Origin of the sequence: Nocardia sp. NPDC004568 (assembly GCF_040609955.1) — a bacterium.
Lineage (GTDB): Bacteria > Actinomycetota > Actinomycetes > Mycobacteriales > Mycobacteriaceae > Nocardia.
Genome location: NZ_JBEXLL010000007.1, coordinates 31,677 through 47,814, shown reverse-complemented (window position 1 = coordinate 47,814; position 16,138 = coordinate 31,677). Strand labels below are relative to the sequence as shown.

The 16,138-nt window shown below is 69.1% G+C and carries 17 protein-coding genes and 1 pseudogene; 7 read left to right on the top strand and 11 right to left on the bottom strand.

Annotation, left to right across the window (positions count from 1 at the left end; genetic code table 11):
- Positions 1-73: 73 nt before the first annotated feature.
- Positions 74-3,391, top strand: coding sequence for a bifunctional lysylphosphatidylglycerol synthetase/lysine--tRNA ligase LysX (lysX, locus tag ABZV91_RS05735; protein ID WP_355235951.1), 3,318 nt, complete (start codon positions 74-76; stop codon positions 3,389-3,391).
- A 25-nt stretch (positions 3,392-3,416) separates the two neighbouring features.
- Here the strand turns inward: lysX and ABZV91_RS05730 are convergent, their stop codons facing one another.
- The gene (locus ABZV91_RS05730; RefSeq protein ID WP_355235948.1) at positions 3,417-4,106 is read right to left on the bottom strand and encodes a rhomboid-like protein; all 690 of its coding nucleotides are present in this window, start codon (positions 4,104-4,106) and stop codon (positions 3,417-3,419) included.
- Positions 4,107-4,349: 243 nt separating this feature from the next.
- On the opposite strand from ABZV91_RS05730, the gene ABZV91_RS05725 reads away from it, so the two are divergent.
- Positions 4,350-5,660 (top strand): alpha/beta hydrolase-fold protein, encoded by a 1,311-nt coding sequence (locus ABZV91_RS05725; RefSeq protein WP_355235945.1) that lies wholly within the window; start codon positions 4,350-4,352, stop codon positions 5,658-5,660.
- A 51-nt stretch (positions 5,661-5,711) separates the two neighbouring features.
- On the opposite strand, the gene ABZV91_RS05720 is transcribed toward ABZV91_RS05725, so the two are convergent.
- Together ABZV91_RS05720 and ABZV91_RS05715 are read right to left on the bottom strand one after the other, a co-directional pair.
- Entirely contained in the window at positions 5,712-5,885 is a 174-nt protein-coding gene (locus tag ABZV91_RS05720; RefSeq protein WP_355235942.1) for a hypothetical protein, read from the bottom strand.
- 583 nt (positions 5,886-6,468) lie between these two features.
- Entirely contained in the window at positions 6,469-7,194 is a 726-nt protein-coding gene (locus ABZV91_RS05715; RefSeq protein ID WP_355235939.1) for an LLM class flavin-dependent oxidoreductase, read from the bottom strand.
- Positions 7,195-7,399: 205 nt separating this feature from the next.
- Between ABZV91_RS05715 and ABZV91_RS05710 the strand changes: the two genes are divergently transcribed.
- Positions 7,400-7,933 (top strand): helix-turn-helix domain-containing protein, encoded by a 534-nt coding sequence (locus ABZV91_RS05710; protein ID WP_355235936.1) that lies wholly within the window; start codon positions 7,400-7,402, stop codon positions 7,931-7,933.
- On the opposite strand, the gene ABZV91_RS05705 is transcribed toward ABZV91_RS05710, so the two are convergent.
- The 5 genes and pseudogenes from ABZV91_RS05705 to ABZV91_RS05685 all read right to left on the bottom strand — a co-directional run bounded on the left by ABZV91_RS05705 (position 7,930) and on the right by ABZV91_RS05685 (position 11,677).
- Positions 7,930-8,415, bottom strand: a complete 486-nt coding sequence (locus tag ABZV91_RS05705; RefSeq protein ID WP_355235933.1) for an LOG family protein — start codon at positions 8,413-8,415, stop codon at positions 7,930-7,932. The genes ABZV91_RS05710 and ABZV91_RS05705 overlap by 4 nt on opposite strands.
- A gap of 193 nt (positions 8,416-8,608) precedes the next feature.
- On the bottom strand, positions 8,609-9,106 hold the full coding sequence (locus tag ABZV91_RS05700; protein WP_355235930.1) for a pyridoxamine 5'-phosphate oxidase family protein: 498 nt from the start codon (positions 9,104-9,106) through the stop codon (positions 8,609-8,611).
- Between the two features lie 1,007 nt (positions 9,107-10,113).
- Positions 10,114-10,706 (bottom strand): annotated as a pseudogene (folE, locus tag ABZV91_RS05695) (GTP cyclohydrolase I FolE).
- Between the two features lie 2 nt (positions 10,707-10,708).
- Entirely contained in the window at positions 10,709-11,128 is a 420-nt protein-coding gene (locus tag ABZV91_RS05690) for a hypothetical protein (RefSeq protein ID WP_355235928.1), read from the bottom strand.
- Between the two features lie 36 nt (positions 11,129-11,164).
- Positions 11,165-11,677, bottom strand: a complete 513-nt coding sequence (locus ABZV91_RS05685; protein WP_355235925.1) for a DUF2231 domain-containing protein — start codon at positions 11,675-11,677, stop codon at positions 11,165-11,167.
- 540 nt (positions 11,678-12,217) lie between these two features.
- Between ABZV91_RS05685 and ABZV91_RS05680 the strand changes: the two genes are divergently transcribed.
- Positions 12,218-12,346 (top strand): hypothetical protein, encoded by a 129-nt coding sequence (locus ABZV91_RS05680; RefSeq protein WP_355235922.1) that lies wholly within the window; start codon positions 12,218-12,220, stop codon positions 12,344-12,346.
- Positions 12,347-12,661: 315 nt separating this feature from the next.
- Here the strand turns inward: ABZV91_RS05680 and ABZV91_RS05675 are convergent, their stop codons facing one another.
- Positions 12,662-12,982, bottom strand: coding sequence for a hypothetical protein (locus ABZV91_RS05675; RefSeq protein WP_355235920.1), 321 nt, complete (start codon positions 12,980-12,982; stop codon positions 12,662-12,664).
- Between the two features lie 343 nt (positions 12,983-13,325).
- Here ABZV91_RS05675 and ABZV91_RS05670 point away from each other — a divergent pair, with 343 nt between their 5' ends.
- The 3 genes from ABZV91_RS05670 (at position 13,326) to ABZV91_RS05660 (ending at position 14,867) form a co-directional block, all read left to right on the top strand.
- Complete coding sequence (locus tag ABZV91_RS05670; protein ID WP_355235917.1) at positions 13,326-13,565, top strand: hypothetical protein; 240 nt, start codon at positions 13,326-13,328, stop codon at positions 13,563-13,565.
- Between the two features lie 67 nt (positions 13,566-13,632).
- On the top strand, positions 13,633-14,094 hold the full coding sequence (locus ABZV91_RS05665; RefSeq protein WP_355235914.1) for a hypothetical protein: 462 nt from the start codon (positions 13,633-13,635) through the stop codon (positions 14,092-14,094).
- A gap of 251 nt (positions 14,095-14,345) precedes the next feature.
- On the top strand, positions 14,346-14,867 hold the full coding sequence (locus tag ABZV91_RS05660; protein WP_355235911.1) for a DinB family protein: 522 nt from the start codon (positions 14,346-14,348) through the stop codon (positions 14,865-14,867).
- On the opposite strand, the gene ABZV91_RS05655 is transcribed toward ABZV91_RS05660, so the two are convergent.
- Both ABZV91_RS05655 and ABZV91_RS05650 read right to left on the bottom strand, forming a co-directional pair.
- Positions 14,854-15,282 carry an organic hydroperoxide resistance protein gene (locus ABZV91_RS05655; RefSeq protein ID WP_355235908.1) on the bottom strand — a complete coding sequence of 143 codons (429 nt, stop codon included), beginning with the start codon at positions 15,280-15,282 and terminating at the stop codon, positions 14,854-14,856. The genes ABZV91_RS05660 and ABZV91_RS05655 overlap by 14 nt on opposite strands.
- Before the next feature lie 225 nt (positions 15,283-15,507).
- Positions 15,508-16,086: a hypothetical protein gene (locus tag ABZV91_RS05650; protein ID WP_355235905.1), complete on the bottom strand. Its 579-nt coding sequence runs from the start codon at positions 16,084-16,086 to the stop codon at positions 15,508-15,510.
- Positions 16,087-16,138 lie beyond the last annotated feature (52 nt).

Here is a 16,138-nt window from a genome sequence, read left to right as displayed (position 1 = left end):
GTAGCCTTCTGTGTGCCAGGGGCGGGGATTCGATGAATACAGCGACGGGAGCGATGTCCGAGAGGGGTCGCCGATGGCTACGAAAGCGGGGCCGACGCCTTCGCGCATCCGGCGCGGGTGGGCGGAGCGCCGAGCCGGGGTTCCGCACTTCGCCGCGCTCACGGTCGGGGTGTTCGCCGCCGCCGTCGCCCTGTGGAGCCTGTCCTCGCTATTACGCAAGGTGGTACACGTCCCCCGCGCGTACATCGACCACTACTACTTCGGCGCACCGGATACGAGTGTCACCTGGGCACTGGTCCTCGGCCTGCTGGCCGCCGCGCTGGCGCGCCGCAAACGAGTCGCCTGGTGGCTGCTGACGGTGTATGTGGCCGCGTTCACCCTGCTCAATCTGTTCGAGGTGATCACCGACCACAATGTGCACGCCGGGGTGGCTCTCGGTGTGCATCTCATGGCGTTCGGAATCCTGATCGCCGCGCACCGGGAATTCGGCACCCGGGTCCGGCGCGGTGCGGGCCGGCGCGCGCTGCTGGTGCTCGTCGGCCTGCTGTCGGTCGGGACGCTACTCGGCTGGGGTCTGGTCGAGCTCTTTCCCGGGACACTGCCCCCCGGGCAACGGTTCCTCTGGTCGTTGGCGCGGGTGACCGCGCTCGCCGCGGCGATCAGCCGCGAATCCGAAGTGTTCGACGGCCGTCCCGGCGCGGGGCTGAACACTCTGCTCGGGCTCTTCGGCGTGGTCGCGGTGCTGGCCGCGGTTTTCGTACTGTTCCGGTCCCAGCGTGCGGACAACGCGATGGCCGGCACCGACGAATCCGCCCTCCGTGGCCTGCTCGCCACCTCCGCCAACCCCGACTCGCTGGACTATTTCGCCACCCGTCGCGACAAGTCGGTGGTTTTCGCGCCCGACGCGACCGCGGCGATCACCTACCGGGTCGAGGCCGGTGTATGCCTGGCGGGCGGCGACCCGCTCGGCTCCGCCGCCCATTGGCCACAGGCGATCGCAGAATGGCGCCGACTGTGCGCGCGATACGGCTGGGAACCCGCGGTGATGGGGGCGAGCGAGGCGGGCGCCCGCGCGCATGCGGCGGCCGGGGCGGCAGTCCTGCATCTGGGTGACGAGGCGATCGTCTCCACCCGCGCGCTGCGCACCCTGTCCGGCCAGCAGATGCGTGCCGTGCGGCAGGCCGCCGCCCGGGCCCGCGGGCACGGCCTGCGGGTCCGGGTGCGCCGGCATCGTGACATCCCACCCGGCGAGATGGGCGAGCTCATTCGACTGGCCGACCAGTGGCGGGACACCGGGACCGAACGCGGTTTCTCGATGGCGCTGGGCCGGCTCGGCGACCGCCTCGACGGCGATTGCCTGCTCGTCGAGGCGCGGACCCACGAAGGAGAGTGCGTCGGACTGCTGTCCCTGGTGCCGTGGGGTTCCTCGGGCGCGTCACTGGATCTCATGCGGCGCGGCCCGCACGCGCCGAACGGGTGTGTGGAGCTGATGGTGACCGAACTCGCGGCCGCCGCCGACGGGTTCGGCCTGCGGCGGCTGTCGTTGAACTTCGCGGTGATGCGTTCGGTGTTCGAGGAAGGCGCTCGTATCGGTGCCGGGCCGGTCCTGCGGCTGTGGCGGTCGCTGCTGGTGTTCTCTTCCCGGTGGTGGCAACTGGAGTCCCTGTATCGGTCCAACGCGAAATATCAGCCGCAATGGGTACCGCGGTTCGTCTGCTACCAGGACACACGCTCGCTGCCGCGAGTCGGCTGGGCCGCCGCGCTTGCGGAGGGTTTCGTCACGATGCCGTGGCGCAACGATCGCGGGGATGCCGCGCGCGAGTACACCGGCACGCGGATCGCGGTGCCCGCTGCGGTGCTGGAATCCGGTGTGCTGCACGCCGACGGCAGCCCACCTCGCCTCACCGAACCCGCACCGGCGTCGCACCCACACCGCAGGCCCGAACAGGTCCGGGTCCGGATGGCCGAACTAGCGGCGCTCGGTGCCGCCGGGATCGACCCGTACCCGGTCGCCGTGGCGCCGACCCATACGATCGCCGAGGCGACCGCGACAGCCTCTGGCACCGCGGTGCACATCGCGGGCCGGATCCTTCGGCTGCGCGATTTCGGCGGTGTGGTGTTCGCGGTGCTGCGGGACTGGTCCGGCGATATCCAGGTGCTGGTCGGCGCCGAACGAGTGGGTCGTGACCGGGTGCGCGAGTTCGCCGGTTTCGACCTCGGCGATCTGGTAGGTGTCTGCGGGATGGTCGGGACCAGCCGCAACGGTACGGAATCCGTCCTCGCCGCCGAGTGGCGGCTGGACGGGAAATGTCTGCACCCGCTACCCGACAAATGGCGTGGGCTGGTGGATCCCGAAGCCCGGGTACGGCAGCGCTACGTCGACCTGGCGGTCAACGGAAACGCCCGCAGCCTGTTGCGGCGGCGCAGCGCCATCGTCCGGTCGATGCGCGAGACGCTCGGCGCCCGCGGCTACCTCGAGGTCGAGACCCCGATCCTCCAGCAGGTGCACGGAGGCGCGAACGCGGCGCCGTTCCGCACCCACATCAACGCCTACGACCTCGATCTGTACCTGCGGATCGCCCCGGAGCTGTATCTCAAACGCCTGTGCGTCGCCGGGATACCCAGGATTTTCGAACTCGGCCGGGCATTCCGCAACGAAGGAGCCGACTTCGCGCACAACCCCGAGTTCACGATCCTGGAGGCCTACGAGGCCTACAGCGACTACGAGAAGATGATGGAATTGTGCCGCAGTCTGATCCAGTCCGCCGCGCTCGCCGCGCACGGCAGGCCGGTCGTCCGGCGCCCCGGTCCGGACGGCACGCCGGTCGAGATCGATATCTCCGGGCCGTGGCCGGTGCGGACGATGCACGACGCGGTCGGTGAGGCCATCGGACACCCCCTCACTCCGCAGACCCCGGCGCCGGTGCTGCGGCAGTGGTGCGACCAGCGGGGGATCGCGTACCAGCCGAATTGGGACGCCGGCGCCCTGGCGCAGAGGATGTACGAGCACCTGGTCGAGGGCCGCACCGGGTTCCCCACGTTCTATACGAATTTCCCGACCTCGATGTCACCGCTGACCCGGCCGCATCCGACCATCGCCGGTGTGGCGGCGAAGTGGGATCTGGTGGCGTGGGGCGTCGAACTCGGTACGGCCTACAGCGAGTTGACCGATCCGATCGACCAGCGTCGTCGGCTCACCGCGCAGTCGCTGCTGGCCGCCGCCGGTGACGAGGAGGCCATGGAGGTGGACGAGGATTTCCTCCAGGCGCTGGAACATGCCATGCCACCGACGGGCGGGCTCGGTCTCGGCGTCGACCGGGTCGTCATGCTCATCACCGGCGGCAGCATCCGGGAATCGCTGGCGTTCCCGCTGGCGAAACCGTACGGATAGCCGAGACCCGAGGTATCCGCTCAGGTCAGGGTGCACGGGCCCGGTGCCGCCGCCACTCGGCGGCCGGATCCCACTGCGGTGCGGTTCGTCCCCAGGTGAGCGGGAAGGCGGCCAGTCCGATCAACAGCGCCGAGAAATGCCCGATCGCCGTGAAGTTGGGGTCGGTCACCAGCGGAACGGCGAACCACAGGAGGCTTGCGGCGAGGTACAGCCACCGCCACGGGCGCGCCACGTGATAGGTGAGGACCCCGACGATGCCGGCGAGGAAATAGCTGACGCCGATATCGCGGACGTCGATCATTCCTGGATCGGCGTGACCGCGATGAATGGCGAGGGCGAGTATGCCCTGGCTGATATAGGTGGCCCCGACGTGCGCGGTGAGACCCACGATCGCCCAGCGTAACGAGCCGAGCCACCGTTCGGCCGGGGCATGGAAGACGCAGAACAGCAGCAGGTACGGGAACCAGAAGTAGCCGGCGACCCACAGCAGACTGGCCACGAGAACATGCACCGGGTCGGATTCGAGATGACGGAGGTTGGTCGACCGTTCACCCAGGACTCGCTGTAGATCGTCGAGCGGCAGGAGATGCTGGATGATCGTGGTCACCAACAGCAGTGTCAGCCAGGCGAAGGTCCATGGCGCGCTGCGCACGTAATGCCACAGGTAGGCTGTGCCACGGTGCACGGCGTGGCCGGTCTCGGCGGTGTCGCTCATCGGCGGTCCTCCCGGTGGAAGTCCTTCGCCATGAGGGGCTGCGATCGCCCATTCGAGCGCCACCGGTTCCGCGAATCCACGTTCCCCGGCGCGGCCGGACGGCGGTACGGACCATTTGTCCAGCAGCCTTCGGGTACGACGTTACCCGCAGATCAGGCCCTTATCGTAGACAGCAGCGAAAGGTTTACGGCGGACATACGGCCGAGCGGGTGCCCGGGCGCGGCGCGCCGCATACTGGACGTTATGTCGTGGACCGGGCTCCTCGATGGGTTGCTCGACCTGCCGGTGACGACGACCGGAGCGGTCTTCGCGTTCGTCGTCGTCACAGCTGTGGGCCTGGCGACGCTGGTCACCCGGGTGCAGCGCCGCTGGCTGCTCGTCGGGCTCACCACGGTGGTGCTGGCGAGTGTGGCAGTGGTAGCGCTCGCCGCGGTGTTCGTCGAGAAGGTGTGGCGGCCTTTTCCCGACCGCCTGCCCGCGGTCGTCTACGTATGGTCGGTGGTCGCGGTTCTCGCGGTCGCGCTGCTCGCCGGCCGGTATGTGGTGCGGCGGCGAGATCGGTCGCGGCCGCTGGCCGCCGCCGGACTCCTCGGCGTGGCTGCGGCGGTGGTGCTCTGCGCTGCCGGCGGGATCAACGCGGTCTACGTCGCGTATCCGACGGTGCGTACCGTCCTCGGTATCAGCGACTTCCGCACGGTTCCGTTCGATGCCGCCCTGGGGCCCGGTCCGGAATCGGCAGCGGTTCCGCCGCTCGCGAGTTGGACGCCTCCCGCCGAGCTGCCGAAGTCCGGTGCGGTGACCAAAACCGCAATTCCCGGGGACGTCTCCCGGTTCTCCGCGCGTGAGGCGCGGATCTATCTTCCGCCCGCCTACTTCGCCACGCCACGACCCGACCTGCCGGTGCTCGTGCTCCTTGCGGGCCAACCCGGCGGTACCGACGACTGGTTGGTCGGGGGCAGGCTGACCGAGACCATGGATGCGTATGCGGCCGGGCACCGCGGGCTCGCGCCCATCGTCGTCCTCCCCGACGGTACCGGTGGCCAGTTGCGCAACCCGCTCTGCGTCGATTCGCGTCTCGGCAATGCCGCGACGTATCTGAGCGTCGACGTGCCGGCATGGGTGCGCACCCACCTACAGGTCGACCCGGATCCGCGGGCGTGGGCCGTAGGTGGTCTCTCCTCCGGCGGTACCTGTGCTCTGCAGCTGGCGACCACGCGGCCCGAGGTCTATCCCACCTTCCTGGACATGTCCGGGCAGGCCGAACCCGGCCTCGACGAGATCTTCGGCGGTGACGCGGCGGCCTTCGCCCGTAACGATCCCGCCGAGCTGCTGGCACACCACACCTATCCCGGCTCGGCCGGTGGGTTCGTGGTGGGTCTCCGGGACACCGAATATCGCGGTGCGGTGGAGCGGCTCGCCGCCGCGGCGCGGGACGCGGGCATGGACGTCCACCTCACCGAGGTGCCGGGTTCGCACAGCTTCACCGTATGGTCTGCCGGCCTCGAGAAGGAGATGCCGTGGCTCGGCCAGCGGCTCGGTCTCGACTCGTCGTGACGGCGACCGATGACGCGGCGTCGGTGTATACAACGGGCACACCGATAGGGCTCAGGCGGCCGACCCGCGCAGGGCCAGTTCGACCTGATGCTCGATCGTGCCCGGCCCGGGCACGAGCTGTGCGATACGGAAGAGGCCGAGCAACTGGTAGGCGATGTCGTCGGCCGTCACATCGGAGGCCGGCGTCCGGTCGACGGCGGATCGGTCGACGGCTTCGCGGCCCACACCTCGCAGATGGTCGAGGCATTCGGATGGGAACCAGTGCTTGTGCGGGTTGCCCGCCGAGCGGTATCGCTTCGGGGTGGTAGCGGATTTTCCCGAGGAATACCGGGGTGGGCGGGACCTCGCGCAGACGGGCTCGCGCGGCCGAGACCATCGCGGACATCTGTTCCCGAGTGATGGCCTCGGTGGGCCCGGCCAGGAGCGTTGTTATATGAAGCCACTCGGTCGGCGTCATCTGTAGCCCTGGGAAACAACCCAAAGCTCCTTGCGCCTCCGCGGCAGCGTCGCATACGTGCGGGTACCGCCTCATCAACAGCTGCCAGGAAACGATGCCGTGGCCCGGTGGGGGTTCGGCGTGTTTCGCCCACCGGTTTCCCATTTCCAGGGGAAGTCGGCTCCTTCGTTCCTCCGCGGGTCCGCGCCCGGCGATCGCGAAAAGGACTCGTGGCCAGCGTAGCGGCAGCGGCACGCGGACCTGGCCGAAGCCCACCGGACCCGGCGGCAAGGCGCTGCTGCCCCGCGGCGTCCGGAGGGGACGCCGCGAAATGGGGTAGACGGCCGCTTGTCGACCGCTTCGCTCGTGCGCTTACCGCGAACGGGACAATTCTCCGGCCAGTTCCAGTGTTCTCGCCTTTTCGGCGGCGTCGCCGACCGGGCTGACCAGCAGGTCGGTGGCGCCGGCGGCGGAGTAGGCGTGGACGGCGGCGGCGACGGTCTCCTCGTCTCCGGCGACGACGGTTTCCGCGACATTGCGCTGGCCCTGGCGATCGAGAAGCGTTCGGTAACTGGCGAAATCGGAAGCGAAGCCGAGCGCTCCGGCGATCTCGTCACGGACGGCGCCCGGTCTGCTCGTCACGCTCAGCATCACCGACGCGACGACGCGCGGGGCCTTTGCCACGGCGTCGATCCGGGGGCGGATGTGGTCGGCGATCGTCGCCGGTGTCGCCCACACCGTAATGGTGCCGTCGGCCAGTTCGCCCGCTATGCGGAGCATCACCGGGCCGAGTGCGGAGAGCAGCACCCGCGGTGGCTGCACGCCCGGCAGCCGAACGTGACCGGCACCGGAGAGTTCGATGCGTAGCGTGGTCAGGTACTCGCGGATGTGCTGGGCGGGCCGGTCGAAGGACATGCCGTAGATCCCCTCGACGAACGGCTTGTGGCTCGGTCCGACGCCGAGAGTGAACCGGTCTCCGACAGCTGAGGTGACCGTGAGCGCCTGCGGCCAGTGAGATCGGATGGCGGGGATAGGTCTGCACGACGGCCGTGCCCAGCTCGATTCCCGGCACGGCCGTCCCGGCGAGTGCCGCGACAATGAGCGGGTCCCACGCCAGAACCTGATTGAAGAACACGCTGCTCAGCCCATGGTCGGCGGCCGTTCGCACCTGCTCGATCCGGGTTTCGATATCACTCTGATCTCCGGCATACAGGCCGATCCGCATTGCCCCTCCAAGGTGAATTCTGGATTCCGCTCAGCGACGGTAGCATAAGCTGAATCAGAGATTCCGGTTGATGGGAGCGTGGAAGTGCGGGCAGACGCGCGGCGCAATCGTTCGGCGATCACCGGCGCCGCCCTGCGGCTGGCCGGCGAGCGCGGCGAGGCCGTGTCGATGGAGGACATCGCGCGGGCGGCGGGAGTCGGTGTCGGCACGCTGTACCGGCACTTCCCGGACCGGCGCGCCCTGCTGGAGGACATCGCGGTCGACACGTTGCGCGAACTGATCGAGGCCACGCGCGCGGAGGTCGGCCGGGCCCCGGCATGGGAGGCGCTGCTGCGGGTGGTGGAACTCTGTGTGACTCTGCCGCTGGCGCTGACCAAGTCACTGGTCACCGACGAACCCGGAGGCCCCGATCTACCCGAGCTGGAGGCAGAGGCCACCGCGCTGATCGCCGAGATCGCGGCCGCCGCGCAGCGCGAGGGCGATCTGCGCGCCGATGTACCGCCGACGGAGGTGGTCCGGGTGCTGAATGTGGCGGTGTGCCGCTGCGGTGCCCGAGTCGACGACCACCTGACCCGTGTCCTGCTGGACGGTCTGCGCGCACCGAAGAGCTAGGCGCCCCGGGCCCGCGCCAGAGCTGTCCGCACGGCGACCAGCGGGCTGGTCGCCGCGATGGCCGCGTCGATGGGGTTGTCGTCGGCGTCGAGGATCTTCCAGCCGCCGAGCGTGATCACCGGAGTGTCACCGCGGTGGTTGGCAAGAGCGAGTTCGGACAGGGTGCCCCAGGAGCCGCCGACGACGATGACCGCGTCGGCGGACCGGACCAGGATGGTATTACGCGCCTCTCCCATATTCGTGTACAAGACCGCGGAAAGGCCCTCGCAGATCCCGGACGGATCGGCATCGGGCCGGATCCCGATGACCAGTCCGTTCTCGGCCGAAGCCCCGTCCGCCACCGCGGCCATGACTCCGCGGCCGCCACCGCACAGCACGGTCGCCCCGGCTCGGGCCAGCAGTCTGCCGACTTCCCGAGCGTGGGCGGCATCGGTGTCGGTGCAATCGGTGGGCCCGCAGACGGCGATCTGGATCGGTGGCAACCTCGACTCCTGGGGTAGTGGCGGCGGCCGAGTGACTCGACCAGCGCAGTTTCGGTGGCGGGGCGTTCGGCGCAGGGCCGTGTTCGCGGGCTCGGCCGCTACGGGATCGGATCGGCCGGGGTGATCCATCCGGTGCACCGTCACGATCTTCTCCTCGGGTTCGTCACGGCCGATTCCGGCCGGGGTGATCGGTTCAGGCGCGCTGACGTTCGGCCCGCCGGCGGACCAGTTCCTCGACGGCGGTGGGCAGGGTGGTCTCGAAGTCGATGAGTTTCACCCAGGTCGGAGTGATGACGATTCGGACCATACCGTCATAGAGCGAGCGGACCTCGGCCTCCCATTCGACGCGCTGCTCGGGTGCCATCTCATAGCTGCCGTTCATCTGGAGAAACTCCTCCGGGATGCCGTCGACCACGTCCAGCTCCGCCCGGCCGCGGAGGAGCAGGATTTTCGGCGGATGCATCTCGGTGTCGATCGTCAGCGCGACCTCGGGGCGGTGGCGCAGGGAAGGCAGTTTCGGGGCGTTCTTCGTGGTGCAGACGACGATCTGCGAGCCGTTCCAGGTGAAACCGATGGGTATGGTGCGGGGCGTGCCGTCCTTGGCGACATAGGCCATGCGGAGCAGGTCACGGGCCAGGAGCTCCTGGCTGATCGGACGGCTCAGGATACCGGTGATCTCGTCGGGCTGCATGATGGTCGCTCCTTCGTCGGTGTTCGTCGAGGCCCGTTCGGCTGCTCGTATCCCTGGGACGGAGCCGCCCGAGCATTCTCGACATCCACGGCGCACGAATTTCCGGATCCGGCCGGGACGCCGCCGATCGATCCACCGGCAGAGTGATCCTGCCCGGTGGCCCATCCCGTGAACTGCCCGGTCCGCTGAGCGTTTGCGTACCACTCTTCCGGTGTGTGACGGCTCGCTCGGTCCCGAGTCGGTCGTGCGATCACCGACCCTGTGTGGGCCGCACGGTCGCCCTCGACGGCCGAACTCGATCACGTGGTTACGCGTATGAGAGTCGGGGCGGAGTTTCGTGCGATAGCTGCTCGGCTTGCCCAGGATTTTCGGCTGGTGGCCCAGCGCCGGCAAAGCGAAGGTCTCGGTGACGGACTGCGGAACGCGACTGTACAGATCACCCGGGCGGCGCCGAAGATCCGTTGGGGTACCGGCGATCCTCCGACACCGACGCGACACGGTCGGGATTCGAGACGCCATGCCGATCTGCCGACTCGCGACGGATTCATACATTTTCCGACCAATGAGGCCGGAACCGCGTACGGGGAGCGAGTTCTCGGTCCACTCCGGGACAGCCTCGATCCCGGGCAATGTTCAACTACACCGAGTTCTCGCTGCCGTACAACCGGCTGCGATACGACAATCCCGCTGCTCGCGTTGTCCTGCCGTGATGTCCGGGCGCGTACTGATCGATACCAGCCGTCGCACTGTCCGGCCGCGGAGTCCGCCACGCTCGAGTATGCGGTGGGCTTCGGCCGCTTTCCCGGACCGGCCGCGCGACTCGGTGGTGTCCTCGTCGTCGGCGAGGGCGGGGCCGGATGAAGCCCGTCTCGGCGGGGAGCGCCTCGGCGACGTGCAGGGTGAGAGTGCCGTTTTCGGCGTTGCGGCGCAGCGTGTCGAGGCGTTCGGTATCGGTGATGCCGTCGGTGACCATGACCGGGCGCACCCGGATCCCGCGTTCGGCAGGGTTACGGACCGATCCCGGTGAGGGAGAAGAACTCCTGGCGGGATCGGGCGTCCTCGCGCAGGGTGCCGAGCAGCGTGGAGGTGACGGTGGTGGTGCCGACGGCCTGCACTCCGCGCAGGGTCATACAGGTGTGCTCGGCCTCGATGACCACGCCGACGCCCTTGGGCTGGAGATGCCGGTCGAGCCAGTCGGCGACCTGTTTGGTCAGCCGTTCCTGGACCTGCGGCCGCCGGGAGAAGTGTTCGACGATCCGGGCCAGTTTCGACAGTCGAGAATGCGGTCACCGGGGAGATAGCCGACGTGCGCGACGCCGACGAACGGCAGCAGGTGATGTTCGCATACCGAGCGCAGCGGGATCCGGCGGGCCAGCACGAGTTCGTCGTAGCCCTCCTCGTTCGGGAAGGTGGTCAGATCGAAGGCGCGCGGGGTGAACAACTCGGCGTAGGCCCGGGCCATCCGTCCCGGTGTGGCCTGCAGATGTTCGCTGTCCAGGTGTACGCCGAGGGCGGTCAGAAAGGTGCGGGCGGCGTCCTCGGCGGCGGCCAGGTCGACTGCGCCGCTGTCGTGGACGACGCGTAGGGCGGGCTGGGACATGATCAGCTCTCCCCGACGCCGAGCGCGGTGAGCAGCACCAGTACGAGGGTGGCGACCGCGAAGACACCGTGCCCGCCGACGATCGCCACCGGGAAGTGCCGCTCGGGCGGCGTCTTGCCCACCAGTCCGGTGGTACGGGAACGGTAGACCGGCAGCCAGCGCGCCAGCATGACGAACCCGAGCGCCGCCACGGGAATCAGCAGTCCGAAGGCGACCCAGGCCAGCGCGTCGGTGTCGACGGCGAGATAGACGATCCACACCACCAGCCCGGCCACGGCGAGCAGGAAGTGCCCGAACACCACCGGAACAGGAAGATGGCTGGAATCCCGGTCACGCGCACCGCCCTTGGCGATCCACGTGCCCAGTAGGACGAAGCCGCCGACCGCGGTGAGCAGCCAGAGGATCAGAGCTGCGATGCCCATGATGACTCCTGCGGAGAGAAGGGACGAACAGTGAGTTCAGCGCCGGAAACCGCTGGCCTGGGTACGCTCGTCGGCAACCCGTACGCCGTAGTGGTAGGCGAGCTTGCCGCCGAGATACCCCGATACCGCCAGTACCGCGACGGCGGCGATCGACAGGGCCAGCGGGCCACCCGCGACGGCGCCGTCGGCCTCGGTGCCGGCGGCGCGCCACCAGAAATCGAGTGCGAACGCCACGGTGACCGCCACATTCAGGCTCATATGCACCAGGCCGGTCCGGAAGGCGGCCGTGCCGGACGGGATGGCGAACAGGTCGAGGAATCCGACCGTCGCCGCGGCGAGCGCGCCCAGCACCCCGATCGCGATCAGCCACTGCGCACCCCGGGTGAGGAATCCGGGGTCGTCGACCAGGTGCGAGCCGATATCGAAGACCACACTGGCCAGCCACGAGCCGATCGGCACGGTGACCAGGATCGGGTGGAACGGGTGCCCATACGGCCCGGCCAGCGCCGCGCTGACCGGGTGTTTGGCCTGCCGCCAGTCATCGGTCATGCCGACCTCCGCACCATCCGGAAGTAATTACACCAATAAGTTCATCCGGCGCGCCGGACGTCCGGTAACCCGTGACGAAGCCGCCGAACACGTCGGGATGTCCCGCAAACTCGCCGCGTTCCACCTCGACAAACTCGTCGGCACCGGGCTACTGCGAGCCCACTATGAACACGCCGGCGAGATCCGGCGCGTCGGACGGGCGCCGAAGGTGTACGAACCCGCGGATGTCGAAGTACGGGTCAGCATTCCCGAACGCCGCCACGAGATCCTCGCCGAAATATTGATGCAGGCCGTCCTCACCGAGGCTACCGGGGAATCCGCGCGCGACGCCACCCTGCGCGTCGCGGGGGACCGAGGTACCGCCGCCGGTCGGGAGATCCGGGAACGGTTACGGCCGGGCCGGCTCGGGGCCGAACGCGCGATCACCATTCTGGCGGCACGCTCGGCGATCAGGGTTTCGAGCCCGCCCGGACCGCCCCGGCCTGTCTGCGGCTGCGCAATTGCCCTTTCCATCCGCTGGCGGCTCGGGCGCCCGAGCTGGTGTGCTCACTCAACCACGCATACCTCACCGGGCTGCTCGACGGACTGGAAGCCGACGCCGTCCACGCCGACCTCGCCCCCGCCGCGGGCGAATGCTGCGTCGAGATCAACGTCGGCCCCGAGTCCTGATCGGCCGCGGCGATCATTTCCCGCTCGGAGACGGACTGGTCGGCCGGGAATCGTGGCAGGGGTGGCGGCCGCGTGAGTCGATGAGATACCGGGTCGTCGGCATCACGCCCCCGGGGGAACAGAATCTCGGCCGATCCTGTTGAACCCCGTGTCGGCGTCCGGACAGCCCCGGGCCGCATCCCCTTCGTCGCTACGAGCGACCACTCGCCGAGAGGCGCTTGTGGGACGCCGACACCCCGACCGGACGCCGCCGGGCTTCGTGCCCGGCGGCGTTCCGCGTGTCACGGGTCGGCGCGGTGTGGTCGCCCGCGGGTCTCAGTAGGTACTCGGGGCGCACGGATTCGGTAGTGCCGAGAATGTGGCGAGGTCGCAGACGCCGCCGGTCAGCATCTGGAACGGCGTGAGAGCGAGCAGCACGATGATCCCGATGATATCGCCGCGCTGGACGGTCTCGACCGCCGACTGCGCGGCGGCCGACCCCGAGTCCACCATGGCGGAGCCGGTTCCGGCTTCGGCGGCGGCCACCGGGGCGGTGTTCGGGGCAGCCGGGGGCGCGGCTGTCGCGCCGGCCGCGGTGGCGATCAGTCCGACCGCCGCGATCGAGGTGGCGGCCAGGTGCAGGGGAGTGCGCATCATCGGTCTTCCTTCGGATGGTCGACGAACAGTGGTGGGCGGGTGCGGATCACGCGTGCGAAACGACGTCCTCGGCCGGCGGTGGCTTCGACGCGGTGCGCCTGTCGAGTCGGTCCATCGTCCCCAGCTCCTCATCGAGTCGGATCGGCCCCGCCCGGCATCGGAACCAGTCGAGAATTATTGATAACTTACCAGTGCCGTCCGTCGAATTGTCCTTGATCGAGCCGGACGCGACGATCTGCCGAAAGTGGGCATTTATCCACGAAGATTTTCGCCCAGCAGAGCCATGGTGTGTGAAATCGCGTGGCCGAGACGTGGAGGAAGCGAGTCGGTATGGGCTTGTATCTTGAGAATTCTGATAAACATTTTCGGGCTACGGGAGAGCGGACCGCTCAGCGGCACGGTCGCCGGCGTGGTGTGGCGTGAGCGGCTGCGCACCGCGGTCGAGCACGGCTCGGGCGTATTCGTCGTTCGCGGCCGGGGTCGGCTCCTCACGCGGACGCCGGCCGGTCGCTGCGCCGACCGGCGCCTTGTGGCACCGCTGTCGCTGGCCGGAACGCGCGCCGCGACCGGCCGGCGCGAATGACGCCGCAAGCCGACTCGCCCGCGCGCACCGGGGCGGAATCGCGCCGGGGAGTCGATAGCCTGTCGGAATGGCAGCGACCGAGGGCGGCGACGGCGATATTCCCGCGGAGCGTCATCGTCGGCCGGCCGGGGCCGGTGACACGACCGTCGAGGCCGTGGGCAAAGTGTCCGAGGCCTTGGAGATCGCCGAGCGGGCCCGAGGGCATCTGTACGCGTTCCACCAACTGACCGGCCGCGCCGACTTCGCCCTGGGCCGGGCGGTGGAGTTGTTACGCGACGCGGGCCACCACCACCTCGCCGATCGGCTCACCGAAGGCCTGATAGGCCGCAACGTCCTGGCGGGCCGGTGGACTTTCCAGATCGTCGAGGAGTACGACGACGGCTACTACGGCCTGTTCCGCGATCTCGAACGCGAGGTCCGGGACGAATTGCTCCAGGGCCGGCGTCACGTCTACGAGGCGGAGATGAAGGAAGCGCGTCGCACCCACGGCCGACCAGGGCACGAGGCGCGGCCGCCGGAGGAATTCTGAGCCGGACCCGACCGCGGTGTCCACGGTGAGTATCCGATCCGCCGCCGCACACCGCGGCGGGTGGTAGATTCGTCATCTGCTCGTCCCGCCCGCTTCTGACGCGGGCTGCGTTTTCTCACGGCCGAGCCAGGATTCACGATCGCCACTGGCGATCACCCGGCGCCCGTTTCTTCCGGCGAACCGATTCCGAACCACCACGAACACATCGGTCTGTTCCGCGCGCCGGACGGACCGTGGAAGGACGACCTTCGATGACTATTCCGACCCGTACCATCGGCACCGAACGAGAACTGCTCGAGACCATGCTCGACCAGGCGCGCGCAGATCTCGTCGACACGGTGCGCGGACTGTCCGAAACCGACGCCAGGCGTCGGCTCGTACGGTCGCTCACCACCCCGATAACCCTGATCAAACACGCCGCGTACGCGGAACGAATGTGGTTCCAGCGCACGCTGGGGCGGCTCGCCGACGCCGATTGCGACGGTCCGCTGTGGGCGCACGGTGGTTTCCGGGTGGGCGAGGAGGAGACCGTGGCCGAGGTGATCGCGGAATTCGAACGCGCGAGTGCTCGCGCGAGGTCTGTCGCAGCGGGGATTCCGCTGGACGAGACGCGCGAGCACCCGCGTGTGGGAGTTGTCAGCCTGCGCTGGATCTACCTGGCCATGACCGCCGAGTTCGCCCGGCATGCCGGCCACGGTGACATCCTGCGCGAGCAGATCGCGGCCGAGAGCGGTGCTTCGGCGGATCCACCGGCACAGCTCAGTCGACGGTGACGTCCACGGTGACGGGAATGTTGCCGCGGGTGGCGTTGGAGTAGGGACATACCGCGTGCGCGGCCGCGACGAGGGACTCCGCACTGTCCTGCTCGATACCGCTCATTTCCACGTGCAGTGCGGCGGAGAGGCCGAAACCGCCCTGCTCCGTGCGGTGCACACCGACCTCGGCGACAACGGCCGAATCACTGAAAGTGATCTTCTGCCCGGCGGCGACGGCCTTCAATGCCGAGTGGAAGCAGGCGGCCCAGCCGGCGGCGAAGAGCTGTTCGGGGTTCGTCGCCCCACCCGGCCCACCCATTTCACGGGGGATGGCGAGGGTGACGTCGATCAGGCCGTCGTTGCTGGCCGCGCGTCCTCCGGCGCGGCCGTCTCCGGTCGAGGTGGCGATGGCGGTGTAGACGGGTTCGGACATGGTGTTCTCCTTCGATGGTGCGTGGTTCCTACTGCGGGTGGATCGGTGGTGATTCGGCGGTCACGCCCGGCGGCGCAACCGGATCCGGTTGCGGGCCGTGGCGGTCGGGGTGGTGGGCCGGATGCCGTCCGGCGGAGTTTCCGGGAGGCGGCGGTCCGGCGGGAGTGGAACGGTCCGACCGGGCGGGTACGGCGCGCGCCGCCGCGGCCGACCGGCTCGGGCACCTCAGCTCGTCCGTGCGCGGAGGTGGAGACGGACCGCCGAGATCAGGAAGAAGATGCCGCCGAGCGTGGCATACCCGGCGAGGGGGGTGAGTGACGCGTTCGATGCGCCGGCCCCCGCGAAAAAGCTCGCGCCGGCGAGGGTGGAGATGCCGCCGCTCAGGATCACCGCCCACTGGCCGCCGAGCCGGTAGCGCAGGATCGCGACGATCAACTGCACAATGCCCGCGGTGATCGCCCAGACGCCCCACACCCGCAGGACGTCGGGAATACCGGAGGTGACCGCCGCGGCCAGGCCGAGGGCGGTGAGCAGGCTCAGTGCCATGTTGACGTACAGCGGTGCCCGCGGCCGGGCGGCGCCCGAGGTGCGGAAGTCGATCACCGCGGCGGCCGTATCGAACAGTGGGTAGAGCACCAGCAGGGCGATACCGGCCGGGGTGAGCGTCCCGGCGGCCGGCAACATCAGAACCGCCCAGACGAGGGCGAAGCCGAAGCGGGCGTAGTAGAGGTTGCGCAATCCCTCGGCGCTGCCGGCCGTATCGGCGACGGAGCCGGGCACGCCGGTCTCGATGGAACTGGACATCAGACTCTCTTTCGATGATCGCTGGGGCCGAGGTGGGGTCCCGGTGGGAGAA